The 16597-nt window shown below is 59.4% G+C and carries 15 protein-coding genes; 9 read left to right on the forward strand and 6 right to left on the reverse strand.

The window, feature by feature from the left end:
- Window positions 1–26 precede the first annotated feature (26 nt).
- Window positions 27–287 carry a DUF2790 domain-containing protein gene (locus AC1RAC_RS00350; protein ID WP_014718446.1) on the reverse strand — a complete coding sequence of 87 codons (261 nt, stop codon included), beginning with the start codon at window positions 285–287 and terminating at the stop codon, window positions 27–29.
- A 304-nt stretch (window positions 288–591) separates the two neighbouring features.
- Here AC1RAC_RS00350 and AC1RAC_RS00355 point away from each other — a divergent pair, with 304 nt between their 5' ends.
- The 3 genes from AC1RAC_RS00355 to AC1RAC_RS00365 are packed head-to-tail and all read left to right on the forward strand — an operon-like array spanning window position 592 to window position 2831.
- Window positions 592–1332, forward strand: a complete 741-nt coding sequence (locus AC1RAC_RS00355) for a response regulator (protein ID WP_032897330.1) — start codon at window positions 592–594, stop codon at window positions 1330–1332.
- A complete protein-coding gene (locus AC1RAC_RS00360) occupies window positions 1329–2636 on the forward strand; it encodes a sensor histidine kinase (protein WP_181124330.1) in 1308 nt (435 codons plus the stop codon). The genes AC1RAC_RS00355 and AC1RAC_RS00360 overlap by 4 nt, the downstream gene beginning before the upstream one ends.
- Before the next feature lie 12 nt (window positions 2637–2648).
- Window positions 2649–2831, forward strand: coding sequence for a DUF1810 family protein (locus AC1RAC_RS00365; protein WP_374225741.1), 183 nt, complete (start codon window positions 2649–2651; stop codon window positions 2829–2831).
- Here the strand turns inward: AC1RAC_RS00365 and AC1RAC_RS00370 are convergent.
- The gene (locus tag AC1RAC_RS00370) at window positions 2796–3848 is read right to left on the reverse strand and encodes an AraC family transcriptional regulator (protein ID WP_492615989.1); all 1053 of its coding nucleotides are present in this window, start codon (window positions 3846–3848) and stop codon (window positions 2796–2798) included. The two genes, AC1RAC_RS00365 and AC1RAC_RS00370, sit on opposite strands and share 36 nt — an antisense overlap.
- 3 nt (window positions 3849–3851) lie before the next feature.
- Window positions 3852–4850 (reverse strand): AraC family transcriptional regulator, encoded by a 999-nt coding sequence (locus AC1RAC_RS00375; protein ID WP_256220261.1) that lies wholly within the window; start codon window positions 4848–4850, stop codon window positions 3852–3854.
- 170 nt (window positions 4851–5020) lie between these two features.
- Between AC1RAC_RS00375 and AC1RAC_RS00380 the strand changes: the two genes are divergently transcribed.
- Window positions 5021–5167 carry a hypothetical protein gene (locus tag AC1RAC_RS00380; RefSeq protein WP_169918921.1) on the forward strand — a complete coding sequence of 49 codons (147 nt, stop codon included), beginning with the start codon at window positions 5021–5023 and terminating at the stop codon, window positions 5165–5167.
- On the opposite strand, the gene AC1RAC_RS00385 is transcribed toward AC1RAC_RS00380, so the two are convergent.
- The gene (locus AC1RAC_RS00385) at window positions 5154–5765 is read right to left on the reverse strand and encodes a TetR/AcrR family transcriptional regulator (RefSeq protein ID WP_054898511.1); all 612 of its coding nucleotides are present in this window, start codon (window positions 5763–5765) and stop codon (window positions 5154–5156) included. The two genes, AC1RAC_RS00380 and AC1RAC_RS00385, sit on opposite strands and share 14 nt — an antisense overlap.
- A gap of 119 nt (window positions 5766–5884) precedes the next feature.
- Between AC1RAC_RS00385 and AC1RAC_RS00390 the strand changes: the two genes are divergently transcribed.
- Genes AC1RAC_RS00390 through AC1RAC_RS00400 form a run of 3 tightly spaced genes read left to right on the forward strand, consistent with a single transcriptional unit; the run spans window position 5885 to window position 11614 of the window.
- A complete protein-coding gene (locus AC1RAC_RS00390; RefSeq protein WP_072446643.1) occupies window positions 5885–7042 on the forward strand; it encodes a MexC family multidrug efflux RND transporter periplasmic adaptor subunit in 1158 nt (385 codons plus the stop codon).
- 27 nt (window positions 7043–7069) lie between these two features.
- A complete protein-coding gene (locus AC1RAC_RS00395; protein ID WP_492615990.1) occupies window positions 7070–10201 on the forward strand; it encodes a multidrug efflux RND transporter permease subunit in 3132 nt (1043 codons plus the stop codon).
- Between the two features lie 3 nt (window positions 10202–10204).
- Window positions 10205–11614 carry an efflux transporter outer membrane subunit gene (locus tag AC1RAC_RS00400; protein WP_089041687.1) on the forward strand — a complete coding sequence of 470 codons (1410 nt, stop codon included), beginning with the start codon at window positions 10205–10207 and terminating at the stop codon, window positions 11612–11614.
- 98 nt (window positions 11615–11712) lie between these two features.
- On the opposite strand, the gene AC1RAC_RS00405 is transcribed toward AC1RAC_RS00400, so the two are convergent.
- Together AC1RAC_RS00405 and AC1RAC_RS00410 are read right to left on the reverse strand one after the other, a co-directional pair.
- Complete coding sequence (locus AC1RAC_RS00405) at window positions 11713–12279, reverse strand: TetR/AcrR family transcriptional regulator (RefSeq protein ID WP_044273809.1); 567 nt, start codon at window positions 12277–12279, stop codon at window positions 11713–11715.
- A gap of 206 nt (window positions 12280–12485) precedes the next feature.
- The gene (locus tag AC1RAC_RS00410) at window positions 12486–13067 is read right to left on the reverse strand and encodes a TetR/AcrR family transcriptional regulator (RefSeq protein ID WP_169918920.1); all 582 of its coding nucleotides are present in this window, start codon (window positions 13065–13067) and stop codon (window positions 12486–12488) included.
- Between the two features lie 403 nt (window positions 13068–13470).
- On the opposite strand from AC1RAC_RS00410, the gene AC1RAC_RS00415 reads away from it, so the two are divergent.
- Together AC1RAC_RS00415 and AC1RAC_RS00420 are read left to right on the forward strand one after the other, a co-directional pair.
- Complete coding sequence (locus tag AC1RAC_RS00415) at window positions 13471–14895, forward strand: DUF1329 domain-containing protein (protein ID WP_198791275.1); 1425 nt, start codon at window positions 13471–13473, stop codon at window positions 14893–14895.
- 21 nt (window positions 14896–14916) lie between these two features.
- Window positions 14917–16560, forward strand: a complete 1644-nt coding sequence (locus AC1RAC_RS00420) for a DUF1302 domain-containing protein (protein WP_054896432.1) — start codon at window positions 14917–14919, stop codon at window positions 16558–16560.
- Window positions 16561–16597 lie beyond the last annotated feature (37 nt).

Genomic DNA, 16597 nt, shown 5'->3' on the forward strand with positions numbered 1-16597 from the left:
GTCTCCTGATGAAATGTGGGCAGGGCTCAGTTATCGCTGTGGCATTCGGCAAATTTGCGGTAGTTCAAGATCTCGGTCTTGCCCTGCGAATTCAGGTAGGTCAGCTGGGCATCGACAATGCCGCAGGCAGCCCCGGCATCCTGTGTCAATGCCACCACTTTCTGGATGTCCAGGTGCGTGCCGTAGGTGTAGGTCTGCGGCGTGACGTCGGCTTCGGCGCGGGCCGAGAAGGTGCAGATATTCAGGGCGGCAAACAGGCAAGTGGCATAGAGGGTATTGGTGTTCATGGTCGTTTCCTCAAGGCTTCATGGGTTGGGTCGTTCGGTTGAGCCGAGGCGCTAGGGTTGGCCTCGATGTGGCTCATTAGAAGCCCGCGAGGTATCTCGTCTGTGTCAAAAACAGGCGCGGATAAATCGGTTCGTATCAGGACCCCGTCCCGATACACAGCCATACAAAACCTAGGAAATTGTTGTTTTTGCCTCTGCATGTATCCTTCGCCACAGCAGATACACTGCAATACAAACCGCCGCGGGCGAACGGGCTCAGCCTCTATAGACTGAGCCGCAATTTCCAATGACAGAGGCTTGGCCCATGGAACACGTTGATCACATCCTCATCGTGGACGATGACCGTGAGATTCGAGAGATGGTAGGCAACTACCTGAAGAAGAACGGCCTGCGGACCACCGTGGTTGCCGATGGCCGCCAGATGCGCTCGTTTCTCGAGGCCACGCCGGTAGACCTGATCGTGCTGGACATCATGATGCCCGGCGACGATGGCCTGGTGCTCTGCCGCGACATTCGCGCCGGCAAACACAAGGCCACGCCGGTGCTGATGCTGACCGCCCGCAACGACGAAACCGATCGCATCATCGGCTTGGAAATGGGCGCCGACGATTACCTGGTCAAGCCGTTCGCCGCCCGTGAATTGCTGGCGCGCATCAACGCTGTGCTGCGCCGTACGCGCATGCTGCCGCCCAACCTGGTCGTTACCGAAACCGGAAGGTTGCTGGGGTTCGGGCGCTGGCGCCTGGACACCTCCGCCCGCCATCTGCTTGATGAAGACGGCACCATGGTCGCCCTCAGCGGCGCTGAATATCGCCTGCTGCGGGTGTTCCTCGACCATCCGCAACGGGTACTCAATCGCGACCAGTTGCTCAACCTGACCCAGGGCCGTGACGCCGACCTGTTCGACCGTTCCATTGATCTGCTGGTCAGCCGCCTGCGCCAACGCCTGCTTGACGATGCTCGCGAGCCGGCTTACATCAAAACCGTACGCAGCGAGGGGTATGTCTTCTCGCTGCCGGTGCAAGTGCTTGGAGCACCGGCATGAAGCCTTCGCTGCATTGGCCTCGTACCCTCATCTCGCGGCTGTCGCTGATCTTTCTGGTAGGGCTGACCCTGGCGCAGGCCTTGTCCTTCGGCGTGCAGTATTACGAGCGTTACGAAACCGCGAAAAACACCATGCTCGGTAACCTGGAAACCGATGTATCGACGTCCATTGCCATCCTTGACCGCTTGCCCGCCGAGGAACGCATGAGTTGGTTGAAACAACTGGATCGACGCAATTACCGCTATTTGCTCGGCGAAGGCTCGCCAGGCGTCGCTCTGCGTGACACGCCGATTGCAGTGACCTCGATCAAGGAGGCCATCGGCAAGGATTACCCGATGACCGTGACAGACATTCCCGGGGCTATCAAACATTTCCAGGTCCATCTGAAACTGGCCGACGGCAGCCCGGTGACCATCGACGTGCGCCCCTCGATGGTGCCGTTGTCGCCGTGGCTGCCGGTGGTTTTGCTGGGCCAGTTGGCCTTGATGATTCTATGCACGTGGCTGGCTGTGCGTATTGCCATACGCCCGCTGACCCGCCTGGCCCAGGCCGTGGAAAACCTTGATCCCAACACTCACCCGGTGCATCTGGATGAACAAGGCCCGACCGAAGTCGCACACGCTGCCATCGCCTTCAATGCCATGCAGGCGCGCATTGCGGCCTATCTGAAAGAACGCATGCAACTGCTGGCGGCGATTTCCCACGACCTGCAAACCCCGATCACGCGCATGAAGCTGCGTGCCGAGTTGATGGACGACTGCGGTGACAAAGACAAATTGTGGAATGACCTCGGCGAGATGGAACATCTGGTGCGTGAAGGCGTTGCCTATGCCCGCAGCGTGCATGGCGCCACCGAGGAAAGCCGCCGTACCGATCTTGATTCATTCCTCGACAGCCTCGTGTTCGACTACCAGGACATGGGCAAGGACGTGCAGCTCAGCGGCAAAAGCAACGCAGTGATTCACACGCGGCCCCACGCGCTGCGCCGAGTGCTAGTAAACCTCACGGATAACGCGCTCAAATTCGCCGGTGCAGCGCAACTGCGGGTCGAGCCGAAGGAGGGCGACAGCCTCTCGGTGACCGTGATGGATCGTGGTCCCGGCATTGCCGAAGAGGAGCTGGCCCGTGTGATTGAGCCATTTTACCGCGTGGAAAATTCGCGCAACCGCAGCACCGGCGGCACGGGCCTGGGCCTGGCTATCGCCCAGCAACTGGCACAAGCCCTCGGCGGCACCCTGACCTTGAGAAACCGCGAAGGCGGCGGACTGTGCGCTGAACTGAGATTACCGACGCGCTCATCGTAGGAGGAGCGAATAATGCAGGATTCGTTCAATCTGTCCCGTTTCGTCGAGGCGCAGCGCCGGGTGTTCAGTCGGGTCATGGACGAGCTGCGCGCGGGCCGCAAGACGAGCCATTGGACGTGGTTTGTCTTCCCCGCAAACGCAGGGGCTGGGTCGCTCCGCTCAAAGCTGATCTTTCATCCGGCTCGTAATCAATAAAGGCTGCCTGCTCACCCCCGACTGGCTGCACCACTCAAGCGCAGACATACCAAACCAGCGATGAAACGCCCGCGAAAAAGTGCTGACATCGGCGTAACCCAGCAGATGCGCCACGTGTGTAAGACTGACTGTCGGAACCAGCAGGTAATTGCGTGCCAGTTGTTGGCGAGTCTCATCCAGCAACTGCTGAAAAGACGTATTTTCTTGAGCCAAGTGGCGCTGCAAGGTTCTTGGGGTGACTGCCATGCAATCGGCCACCTTGTCGATCGTTGCACGTCCGCTGGGCAACAAGTTACGCAGCAATTGCCTGACGTAGCCAGGCATCACGTCTGTCGACAAGCGCTCTATACCTGATAGATGTGTAGCAAGAATCTGATGTAGTGCTTCGCTGGAGCGATCCAGTGGTTGCGCCAGCACGCATGCGTCAAATAGCAGACCAGTATGTGCTGCTGAGAACGTTGGTGTAATACCCAGTGCCTGGCGATAGCCCCACTCATCGGCAAGGGGCGGATGACGAAGCATTACCGCCTCAGGTTGCCATTGATCCCCGGCCAACGTGAGCATCAGTTTTAAACCGACACCACACGCCAGTTCTTCTGCTTGAGGCAATCCGACAATCGACATCTCATCGGTTCGATAACTCAGCAACGCGACGCCTTCGACAACCTCCAAATCAACCTGTGCCGCGCCGTTGTACAGCCCGAAATTCGCGCGCAGTTCGAGCAATGCATCGCCGATGGTTCGAGCGTTGTGGATCAGGAAAAACATATCACCGAAGACGTCGACACCTTGGTGGAGCCCGAATTCCAGGCCGAACAATGCGTTATTCGAACGCTGCCGGCACATTTGCAACAAGCTGCAATATTGTTGGAAGGAGAGGATATCTTCCGGGCGCTGCAGCGACATCGCAGGCACACGGGCCTGTCGCAGTATACGGCTCGGGTCCAGACCCTGACGCCGGGCAAATTGATCGAACCCTGTCAGACTGATTGCACGAATGAATGGATTGGACGCCATTTTTTACCCAAGAGTTTGTTGCATGCGCTGCTTCCACTTCTGCGGGCTGACGCCATTCCAGCGCGTGAAAGCCCGGGAAAAGGTGCTCAGGTCGGCATAACCCAACATACCTGCCAGCTGTGTCAGGCTGATCGATGAGTCGCAGAGGTAGCGTGCGGCCATCGTCTGGCGCGTTTCGTCCAGCAGCTCCTGAAATCGCGTGTTTTGTGCCCGAAGATAGCGTTGCAAGGTGCGCGGGCTGATCATCATGTACTTGGCCATGTCGCGAAGGGTGACCGGACCATTGGCAAGCTCATTGCGTAGCCTTTTTTGCACATAAGACGGTAATTCTTGCAGTGTTACGCGCGCTAACTCGTCGATCTGTTGCTGGGCTAATAGTTGACACCTGACGTCTGTAGCTCCGAGAGGTCTCGCCAGTAATGACTCATCGAAAACCCAGGCATTGACGGTGCTGTCAAAGCACGGAGGGACACCCAGCAGCGTGCGATAGGCAATGCGGCTGGCCGGAGCGCTGTGGCGCAACATCAGAGCTCTCGGTTTCCAGGCGTACCCTAGCAGTTCGCGGAGCAAGCATGCGGCAACTCCCATCGCCAGTTCCACTGTCTGATGTACTGAGGACAACGTACCGTCAATGACTTCGTACACAAGAAGGGCACTGCCGCCTCGGCGTTCAAGGCGCACTAGTGCGCCGTCACTGTGTATATGGAAATAGCGTGTCAGCAGATTCAGCGATTCGCCCACATTGGCCGCGTTACGCATGGCGTACAGCAGAGTGCCTAGACTTTGCGTGCCTTGGTGCAAGCCTAACTGTAAGCCGAACAAGGGATTGCTCGACCGTAACGCACATAACTGGACCAACGCATTGAATTGAGCGCCGGATATTTGAGCGTTCAGCGGATCTTCGGGCAGGTCTACCTCCGCCAGCGCCGAAACCGGATCAATCCCCTGACTGGTAGCAAACGCCTTGAAACCAAGCAAAGCAACACCACGCACTGTGGACATCATCTGAGCCTCTCGAATGAAATACTGCCTTTGGCCTGAGAAGTATTGGCACGATATGCAAAATCTCTGGCGCGATATGCAAAGCTTTCACCCTTGTCCCGAGACCACACTCGAACGACCAATAACAAAAGACCTGCGTTCGGCCCAAGGCTGGACGATGGAGGTATACGATGCGTCGGTTTCTGTTCGCTTTGCTGGTGGTCGCGCTGATTTCGGGTGCGCTGTATGTTCAGCCACGGCCCGCTGACCACAATGTTGTTCATCATGCCAATCACCCGCCGGTTGCCAGCATCAGCGATGCCTTCACGCATTTCTGAGGACTGAAGCGTGCTCCTGCACAGAGGCGTGCTCGCGGAACTCGCCACTAGAAAGTGCTCCGTGCAGGAACATTTGCTCCAGCGTTCGGGCCGACTCGGCGTTGGCTGCACGCCCGCGCTGTTCGGCATCCACCAAGCCGTAGACCAGGGTGATGAACAGCTCGGTAAAAATCGCTGCGGTAATGTCGATGCGAAACAGTCCTCTTTGCTGACCTCTGAGGAAGAACTCGTCTAGCGCCGCCAGGTAAAACTGCCAGCGTGTGTCACCCCGTTCGAAGTCGAGGAAGTCTGGGCGGTATTGCGCCATAAGAAAGGCAAGCAATTCGCGATGAGCCAAGTGCTCGCGGATCAATCGACGCAGCGCGTCCAAGGGCTGCAGGTGCTGCAAACCGGCGCTGCGGATAATCAGATTGAGCGTACTTTCGGCGTACTCCTCCAGTCTCTGCCCTAGATTTTCCCGTGTCCCACAGTAGCGGTGCAGGGTCGCTTTACTCATGCCCGCCAGTTGCGCCAGCTCTTTCATTGTCGCCCGGGGGCGATTGACAACCGCCATAGTCAGCGACTTGAGCATTTGTTCATCATGGGAATTGGGTGTCATCACCACGCCTTTAGCGATGTTTATACAGGGATCACAATATTCTCATATGAGACAATGTTGACTCATTAGAGTTTGCAAAGTAGCATCCGCACCAAGTTCAATCAAGCCTTGGGTGAGAGATGGGAAATTTGCGTGCGATAGGGATGGCAGGCTCGCTGGCAGCGGCCATTGCGCTGGCCGGGTGTGGGCCGTCGAATGAACAAACGGATGTGGCCGAAGTGGCGCGTGCTGTAGAGGTGCTGGCAGTAAAGACGGAGCCTCTGGCTCTGACTTCGGATTTGCCGGGCAGGGTAGAGCCCATGCGAGTCGCCGAGGTGCGCGCGCGCGTGCCAGGCATCGTGATGCAAAAGCGTTTTGAAGAGGGCGCGGATGTCAAAGCCGGGGACCTGCTGTTCCAGATCGACCCGGCGCCGCTAAAGGCGGCCTTGTCGCGAGCAGAGGGTGAATTGGCCCGCACCCAGGCCGTCGCACTTGAGGCACAGGCGCGGGTCAAGCGCTATGAACCGTTGGTGAAGGTCGAGGCGGTCAGCCAGCAAGACTTCGACAGTGCCATGGCCGACCTGCGCAGCGCCCAGGCGGCCACGCGCTCGGCTCAGGCCGATCTGCAAAGCGCGCGCTTGAACCTTGGTTATGCTTCGGTGACTGCACCGATTTCCGGGCGTGTCGGCCGTGCACTGGTAACCGAAGGTGCGTTGGTCGGTCAGGGGGACGCGACGTTGATGGCGCGGATTCAACAGCTTGATCCGGTCTATGTCGATTTCACTCAGTCGGCCGCCGACGCGCTGCGCCTGCGCGAATCGCTCAATGGCGGAAAACTCTCCGCTGATGACAGTAAGACGTTGTCGATTCGTGTCGACGGCACCGCTTTTGAGCGTCAGGGCGCACTGATGTTTACCGATATCGCCGTTGATCGCGGCACCGGGCAGGTGTCATTACGCGGCAAGTTCGCCAACAGCGACGGCGTGTTGCTGCCGGGCATGTTCGTGCGCGTGCGCACGCCTCAAGGCACCGACAAACAGGCCATTCTCGTGCCCCAGCGCTCGGTGCAGCGCGGCAGCGATGGCGGCGCGCAGGTCATGGTCGTCGGCGCCGACGGCCGCGCCGAAGCGCGCAATGTGGCGACCGGTTCCATGCAGGGTTCGCGCTGGCAGATCAGTGAAGGCCTGAAGGCTGGCGATCAGGTGATTGTCAGCGGACTGAGCGGCCTGCAACCAGGTGCCAAGGTCGTACCCGCCCAGCCCCAAGCCCAGGCTCAGTCGCCTGAGTCGCACCAGTAAGGGCGCCGTCGCCGCGAGGATATTCCGATGTCTCTGTTTTTTATCAAACGCCCGAACTTCGCCTGGGTGGTAGCGCTGTTCATTTCTCTGGCCGGTCTGCTGGTCATTCCGATGCTGCCGGTAGCGCAGTACCCCAACGTCGCGCCGCCGCAGATCAAGGTGACGGCGACCTATCCCGGCGCCTCCGCGAAGGTGCTGGTGGACTCGGTCACCAGCGTGATCGAAGAGTCGCTCAACGGTGCGAAGAACCTGCTGTATTTCGAGTCGACCAACAACTCCAACGGTATCGCCGAAATTGCAGTGACGTTCCAGCCGGGCACAGATCCGCAGCTCGCTCAGGTTGATGTGCAAAACCGCTTGAAAAAAGCCGAAGCGCGGATGCCGCAAGCCGTGCTGACCCAAGGTCTGGAGGTGGAGCAAACCAGTGCCGGTTTCCTGCTGATCTATGCGCTGAACTATAAGGAAGGCACCCAGCACAGTGACACCACCGCATTGGGCGACTACGCCGCGCGCAACATCAACAACGAGCTACGCCGGGTTCCGGGCGTCGGCAAGCTGCAGTTCTTCTCCTCTGAAGCGGCGATGCGCGTCTGGCTCGACCCGCAGAAACTGGTGGGCTACGGGCTATCCATCGACGACGTCAGCGCGGCCATCCGTGGCCAGAACGTGCAAGTGCCGGCTGGCAGCTTCGGCAGTACGCCGACCAGCAGCCAGCAGGAACTGACCGCCACCCTGGCGGTGAAAGGTACGCTGGATAATCCGGAAGAATTCTCTCGTATTGTCCTGCGTGCCAACGAGGACGGTTCGACGGTCAAACTGGGCGACGTCGCCCGCGTGGAAATCGGTCAGGAAAGTTACAACTTCAACTCGCGCCTGAATGGCAGACCCGCCGTGGCAGCGGCGATCCAGTTGTCGCCGGGCGCCAACGCGATCCAGACCGCAACTGCGGTCAAGCAGCGCCTGGCCGAACTGTCGGCCTACTTCCCGGATGACGTGGAATATTCCGTTCCTTACGACACCTCGCGTTTCGTTGATGTCGCGATCGAGAAGGTTATTCATACCCTGATCGAAGCGATGGTCCTGGTATTCCTAGTGATGTTCCTGTTCCTCCAGAACATCCGCTACACCTTGATTCCGTCGATCGTGGTACCGGTGTGTCTGCTGGGCACGCTGCTGATGATGTACGTGCTGGGCTTCTCGGTGAACATGATGACCATGTTCGGCATGGTGCTCGCCATCGGCATTCTGGTGGACGACGCCATTGTCGTGGTGGAGAACGTCGAACGGATCATGGCCGAGGAGGGGTTGTCGCCGGTCGACGCCACGGTGAAAGCGATGGGGCAGGTATCGGGCGCGATCATCGGTATCACCCTGGTGCTGTCGGCGGTGTTCATGCCGCTGGCATTCATGTCCGGCTCGGTCGGTGTGATCTACCAGCAATTCTCGGTATCGCTGGCGGTGTCGATTCTGTTCTCCGGGTTCCTCGCGCTGACGTTCACCCCGGCGCTATGCGCCACGCTGCTCAAGCCGATTCCACAAGGGCACCATGAAAAGCGCGGCTTCTTCGGCGCCTTCAACCGTGGCTTTGCCAAGCTCACCGATCGCTATTCAGTCCTGAACAACGGGCTGGTGGCGCGTTCCGGCCGGATGATGTTGATGTACCTGGGCATTATCGCCATGCTCGGTTACTTCTACCTGCGCCTGCCGGAATCGTTTGTGCCGGTGGAGGACCAGGGCTACATGATCGTCGACGTCCAGCTGCCGCCGGGCGCGACCCGTACCCGTACCGAATCGACTGGCGAACAACTGGAGCGTTACCTGGCTACCCGTGACGCGGTTCAGTCGACGTTCCTGGTGTCCGGCTTCAGCTTCTCCGGGATGGGCGATAACGCAGCGCTGGCATTCCCGGTGTTCAAGGACTGGTCGGAGCGTGGCGAAGATCAATCGGCCATGGCAGAGGTCAATGCGCTGAACGAGCAATTTGCCGTGGCCAACGACGGTGCGGTGATGGCCGTGCCACCGCCGCCGATTGACGGTCTGGGCAACTCCGGTGGTTTCGCCCTACGCCTGCAGGATCGTGCCGGCCTGGGTCGGGAAGCGTTGCTCGCTGCTCGTGATCAGGTGCTTGGTCAGGCCAACGGCAACCCGAAAATTCTCTACGCGATGATGGAAGGTCTGGCGGAGTCGCCGCAATTGCGCGTAGTGATCGACCGTGACAAGGCGCGCACCCTGGGGGTGAGTTTTGAATCGATCAGCAGTGCGTTGTCTGCCGCTTTCGGTTCGGAGGTGATCAACGACTTCACCAATGCCGGCCGCCAGCAGCGCGTAGTGGTGCAGGCCGAGCAGGGCGACCGGATGACTCCGGAAAGCGTGCTCAAACTGTACGTACACAACAGCGCGGGCGATCTGGTGCCGCTCAGCGCTTTCGTCACCACGCATTGGGAGGAAGGTCCGGTGCAGGTAGTGCGCTACAACGGTTATCCGTCGGTGCGCATCGTCGGTGATGCCGGGCCGGGCTACAGCACCGGTGAAGCCATGGCAGAAATGGAGCGTATCGCCGCGCAGTTGCCGGCCGGTTTCAGCTACGAGTGGACCGGTTTGTCCTACCAGGAGAAGGTCTCCAGTGGTCAGGCCACGCAACTGTTTGCGCTGGCCATTCTGGTGGTGTTCCTGCTGCTGGTGGCGCTGTACGAGAGCTGGGCGATTCCGTTGACCGTGATGCTGATTGTGCCGATCGGCGCCATCGGTGCGGTACTCGCGGTGATGGTCGCCGGCATGCCTAACGACGTGTACTTCAAGGTCGGTTTGATCACCATCATAGGGCTGGCGGCGAAGAACGCGATTCTGATCGTCGAGTTCGCCAAGGAACTCTGGGAAAAAGGTTACAGCCTGCGCGACGCCGCGATCGAGGCTGCACGGCTGCGCTTCCGGCCAATCGTGATGACCTCCATGGCCTTCATTCTCGGTGTGGTGCCGCTAGCACTGGCGACCGGGGCAGGGGCTGCAAGTCAGCGGGCAATCGGTACCGGGGTGATCGGCGGCATGCTCAGCGCGACACTGCTGGGTGTGTTGTTTGTACCGATCTGTTTTGTGTGGGTGCTATCGATGTTGCGCAGTAAACCGGCTCCCATTGAACAACCCGCTTTGGCTCAGGAGTGACGCATGCGTATTTCAGGATTTTCTACGCTGGTGATCGCCATGTTGTTGGCCGGTTGCTCGTTGGCGCCGACCTATGAGCGGCCCGTCGCACCGATTGCGGACAACTGGGCGGGCGAGTCGTTGAAACAGGGCGCTCCGATCAACCAGTTGGCGTGGCAGTCGTTCATCGTCGATCCCGACCTGCGCCGTCTGGTGGGTGTTGCGCTGGATAACAATCGCTCGTTGCGCCAGACCCTTTTGGACATCGAGCAGGCCCGGGCGCAGTACCGCATTCAGCGGGCCGATCGGGTTCCGGGGCTGAATGCAAGCGCGTCCGGCAACCGCCAGCGCTTGCCGTCGGACCTGGCCAGTGACGGCCGGGCAGGGGTGGCCAGCCAGTATCAGGTCGGTCTGTCGCTGCCCGAATACGAGCTGGATCTGTTTGGCCGGGTAAAGAGCCTCAGTGACTCTGCGCTGCAGGAATACCTGGCCACCGAAGAAGCAGCCCGCGCCGCGCAGATCGCGCTGATCGCTGAAGTCAGCCAGGCCTATCTGGTTCACGACGGCGCCCAGCGTCGGCTGGAGTTGACCCAACAAACCCTGAGCAGCCGCGAATACTCGTTCGCGCTGATCAGTCAGCGCCGCTCCAGCGGCACGGCGACAGCGCTGGATTATCAGGAAGCTCTGGGGCTGGTGGAACAGGCGCGGGCCGAACAGGAACGCAATCTGCGCGAGAAGCAGCAGGCGTTCAACGCGCTGGTTTTGCTGCTGGGCACAAAGGACGCGGGCAAGGTGATTCCCGAGCGGCTGACGACGCAGCCGATGCTGGTGCAAGACATCGCTGCGGACACCACATCGACGCTGATCGAGCGCCGGCCGGACATTCTTGCGGCCGAGCATCGACTGCAAGCGCGCAATGCCGATATCGGCGCGGCACGGGCGGCGTTCTTTCCGCGTATCAGCCTGACCGGCAGCTTTGGTACTTCCAGCGCGCAGATGTCCGGTCTGTTCGACGGCGGTTCGCGCTCCTGGAGTTTCGTACCGAACCTTTCGCTGCCGTTGTTCGATGCTGGTCGCAACAGTGCCGGGCTGAGTCTGGCCGAAGCCCGCAAGGATTCAGCTGTGGCGGCCTACGAAGGCACGATTCAGACGGCGTTCCGCGAGGTCGCCGATGCATTGGCTGCCACCGACACCTTGCGCCGGGAGGAGGCCGCGCGCCGCGCACTGGCCAATACCAGCACTGAAACCCTGAGTCTGGCCAAGGCCCGATATGAAGGCGGTATCGACAGCCACCTGCGTTATCTCGATGCGCAGCGCACCAGTTTCGTCAATGAAACAACGTTTATCGAGGTCAGCACGCAACGCCAGATTGCTCTGGTCGATCTGTTCCGTTCGCTGGGCGGAGGTTGGTCCACGCCGATAACCGTTAGATAACGCCTGACAAGAGCTCCTTTGGTTGGCGCATCCAACCGCCTTTGCCCCGTAGACCGAAAGGTCTCGGGGCTTTTTTTTCCAGGAAAACCGAGTAAGGCTTACAACGCACTCGCTGCGCCGGCCGCGCCATGCAGGAACATCTGTTCCAGCACATTGGCCGAGTTGGCACTGGCCGCGCGCCCACGGCGCTCGGCATCAACCATGCCGAAAATCATGGTCAGGAACAGCTCCGTGAAAACCGCGGCGGTGACATCGATACGAAACGCGCCCAGTTGCTGGCCACGCAGAAAAAAAGCATCCAGAGCGTCAGCATAAGTCTGCCAGCGGTCGCCCTCACCATTGACCGCAAACGTGTCGGGGCGGTACTGAAAGAGCAGGAAAACCAGCATTTCCCGATGCGCGAGATGCTCGTTGATCAAACTGCGCAACGCCTGTACCGGCTCGCCGTGCAACAGGTCGGTGGTGGTGGTGATCTGGTTCAGCACCGTCTCACCGTGGCTTTCCATCATCTGCACCAGGTTGTCACGGGTGCCGCAAAAGCGATGCAGCGTAGCCTTGCTGACGCCAGCCGCTTCAGCCAGTTCCTTGAGTGTCGCCCGAGGGCGATCCACGATGGCCAAGGCCAGCGCCTTGATAAGTCGTTCGTCTTGAGGAGTCAGGGTCATCAGTCGGTCTCGAATCGAATTTCAATCCGCCGAATTGTGCAGGAAAAGCTCATTACTGCAACGAAAACCACCGAAATAGAGCAAATGACTTCATCTGAGACAGTTTTTGTTCATCACGGGATCGGCGTTGCGCACCGTTCGAATGTCATGAATTGTAAGAAGCCTGCGCGATCTGATCCCCATGCGGCGCCTGGGCAAGGATCGACTCAGTGACTGGCCACCAACAAGGCCAGCGCAGTGCAAGCAGTCTCGGTTTCGGCTCGCAATCGATCCAGATCACCGTGGGCCGACCAGGCAATGGTCAGCCCGTCTACCAGTTGAATCAGCAAGCGGCTGGACGCCTTTAAAAACGCTTCGCTCAACTCAGTTCCCATGGCTCGCTGCAGCGCCTGCTCGGTGGCTTCAATGGCCACCGAGTAAATCTTGCTGGCCATTTGCGGGTCATTGCGCATTGCCCAGAAGAACAACTCGGTCTGCGCCCTGGCCGCATCCGGATGATCGATGAACCAAGTGATCAATTGCCGCAGAACTTCGGCTGCCGTCGCCGCAGCAGTGGCCCCGGCCGGTACCTGTTCCAGCGCTTGCGGTGGCAGGCTGAACAGCGATTCGTAGACCGCATAAAACAGGTCGTTCTTGGTATGGAACACGTAATGCAACGAAGCTAACGGACAGCCGGCTTGCGCCGCAATACGGCGGGTCGTGGCATTGGCTACGCCATGCTCGGCGATCACTCTGATCGTTGCCTCGACGAAATCCTGCCGGCGTAATTCAGCGCCCATTCTGGCCATGGTTCAGCAATCTCCTTTATTCCTGGCGCCCTATAACGACAAGGGCGATGTCGACGCTTGCGGATCCTACAGCAACAAATCGCCAGGCGTCATGAATGGAAAGGGGACATGAAACGGCTGCACCAATAATGGTAACAACTGTTTCGTTATTTCCCGAATCGGTGCGTTTCGGCGAAACAAACGGAAACATCCTCCGGCAGTTTTATCGCGCTGTAGACCCCGCGATCGCGCAATCGATTGATAAGAAACGACTAATTCCCGCTCTGTGGATCTTGGCACCGGGCTTGCTTTGATTACTCGACTTGGTCATTTGATCAAGTCAGTTGATTAGGTTAGCGCAGGCAACGGGTTGCCACCGTAAAGACCACCCCGTTGCTGATCAAGGCCCACGAGGATCCCTCCCATGAACACAGTGATTGAGCGCCCCCATAACAATTTTTCTATTGGCGTCGTAATCCAGCATCTGGTCGCGGCCGTCGCTGCCTCGGCGTTTTTCTGTACGGCACAGGCAGCAGATAAGGATCCAGCATTACTCGGCACCAAACTGACTCCGCTGGGAGGCGAGGCGGCGGCCAGTGCCGACGGGGTGATTCCCGCGTGGACAGCACCCGGTCCTCAAGGTGGCAGTTGGACCCATGGCCAAGTGCGCGGCAAGCAATGGACGTTCAAGGATGACAAGCCGCTGTTCAGCATCGACTCGGGCAACGTCGATAAATACGCCAGCAAGCTTTCACCGGGCCAGGTAGAAATGTTCAAGAAGATTCCCGGCTACCGGATGGACGTGTACCCGACACGACGCAGCTGTGGCGTGCCGGATTTCGTCGCGCAGAACACGAAGAAGAACGTCGGTTTCGCCAAGCTCGACGGCGACGGCCTGGCGTTGCAGGAAGCCTATGTTCCAGGCATTCCGTTTCCATTTCCAGCCTCGGGTGCCGAAGTGATGTGGAACATGAAAATGCGCTATCGCGGCGTTGGCTTCGATATGTCGAAAACCGTTTCCGGAATTTCGCCACGCAAGGGCAGTGAAGACTGGCTGCGCACCTCCACCGACTGGTTCATGTACACACCATGGGGCGTGAAGGGCAGCGCGCTGTTCTCGTCATTCGATCGCCTGGAAGTCGCCACCTACTTCAGCTACACCGACCCCGCCGCGCTTGCCGGACAAGCCGGGGTGGTCACCACCAAGGCCGGCGAGCAAGCCACCACGTTCTATTACTTCCCGGGCCAGCGCCGCGTGCGGCGCATGCCGGCGTATTCCTACGACGCACCGCAAATCGGCCTGGACAATCAATACACCATCGATGAATCCAACGTGTTCTTCGGCCCCATGGACCGCTTCGACTGGAAGCTGCTGGGCAAGCAGGAAATGCTTGTGCCCTACAACTCGTTCGGGGCCTACGACAACTCGGCGAAGATCGAGGAGGTGGCCAAGCGCGACTTCATCGCTCCCGAATCGCGTCGCTATGAGCTGCACCGCGTGTGGGTGGTCGAAGCGACCGTCCGCCAAGGCATGCGCCATCAGGCACCGAAGCGTCTGTTCTACATCGACGAAGACAGCTGGAACGCGCTGATGGCGGTGGACTACGACAAGCAGGGGCAAATCTGGAAGGTCCGCGAGGGTTACACGATCCCGGTGTACGAGACCGGCACCTGCGACATGGAAGCCCAGGCGCAATACAACCTGGTTGACGGTCGCTACCTGTACGACATGACCTCCATTGGCACCGGCAAGAACGACCATCGCTGGCTGACCGACGGGGCGAGCAATCCGCGCCTGAAACGCGACTTCTACACCTCCGACAACCTGCGCGCCAACAGCGAACGCTGATAGCGGCTTTCGGGAACAGACATGAAAAAAATAATCAGTAGAACCTCAGGTCTTGTCATCGCGTGTGCAACCCCATTTGCCATGGCGTTCACCTTTGAAACCGAAAACATTCGCGGCTCTTTCGACTCCACCATCGCCGTGGGCATGGGACTGCGCACCGAATCGCGCGGCTGCAACCTTATCACTAGCGGCCCCGGCGGGCACAATCCACCCAGCGGCTGTCTGGCGCCCAGCGCAGGTGTTGGTGACCAGGGCGACTTGAACTACGACCGGGGCGACCTGTTCACCAACTACATAAAAGGCATCCATGAACTGGTGCTGAAGTTTCCCGAAGACTACACGTTCATGGCGCGCGGTAGCTGGATTCGGGACTTTGCCGCGACCGACACCAGCGGTGCGCTATCGGCTAACCGGCCTGAAGGTGTCGGTAGCGACGGCCTCACCAGTGGCGCCCGAGACGATCTGGAGTTCAAGGCGCGTCTGCTGGATCTGTGGGTGAGCAAGAGTTTCGATGTCGGTGACCAACGTGTTCGCGCTCGCCTGGGTAATCAGGTGATCAACTGGGGCGAGAGTCTGTTCGCTGCTGGCGGCATCAACAACACCAACGCTTACGATGTCATGGCATTGTCGCGTCCCGGTACCCAGCTCAAGGAAGCCTTGCTGCCGGCCCCGATGTTGAGCCTGGCGTCGGGGCTTGGTGCCGGGGTGAATATCGAGGCGTATTGGCAGTTCAATTGGAACAAAAGTGAATTGCCCCCGGTAGGGAGCTATTGGTCCACCACCCACGCGCTGGGTGAGGGCAGGGGTACCTACGGGTACGATGAAAAAGAGGCGCGCAACAGCGGCCAATGGGGCGTGTCACTGCGCTGGCAGCCTGACAACACCGATCTCAACCTGGGTCTGTACGTGATGCGTTATCACGACAAACTGCCGTCACTGAGCGTGCAGGTGGATCCGCAAACCTTCGCCGCGGCGCCGACCTGGGAATATCCGGAAGACCGCATGATGTACGGCATCAGCGCCAATATGCCGGTCGGCGACTGGGCACTGGGCACCGAGTTGTCCTATCGTCCCAAGGATGCGGTACCGCTCAACCCGGTCATCGACGCTTGCGCCGCCAACGGTGGCAAATGCTGGAAAGACGCAAAGAAACTGCAATGGCACCTGACCGGCATCTACAGCATGACGCCGTCCAACTCGCCGACCTTGCTCGAATTCACCGGTGCCAGCACCGGTACCTTGTTGAGCGAACTGGTGGTCGTGAAATACCCCGGTCTGCATAACGACTACGCCGGGGAACCCATCGCCGCCGGCCTTAATACCTGGCAACTGGACCCGGCCATCGCGCCGAGCGCCAAGGGTAACAAAACCTCCTCTGGCATCAGCCTCGATTTGAGCCTGACCTATGACAACACGCTCGTTCCTGGCTGGCAGGTCACGCCGGGAGTGTTCTACTCGCGCTCGATCAACGGACGCACCCCGAACCTGTCGGCCACCTTCACCGAAGACGCCAGCAGCATGAACCTCTACCTCAACTTCGTGCGCAATCCGGCGAGCTGGCAAATCTCGGCCAACTACGCAAAGTTCATGGGCGGCAAGACCCCTTACGATCAACTGCTGCGTGATCGCGATTACGTTGGCCTTGTGGTTTCCCGAACCCTGTGAGGCGCGCCGTGAACAGTTCCCTGAACCTTAAGCAAAG

The organism is Pseudomonas sp. GW823-FHT02F05 (assembly GCF_058797315.1).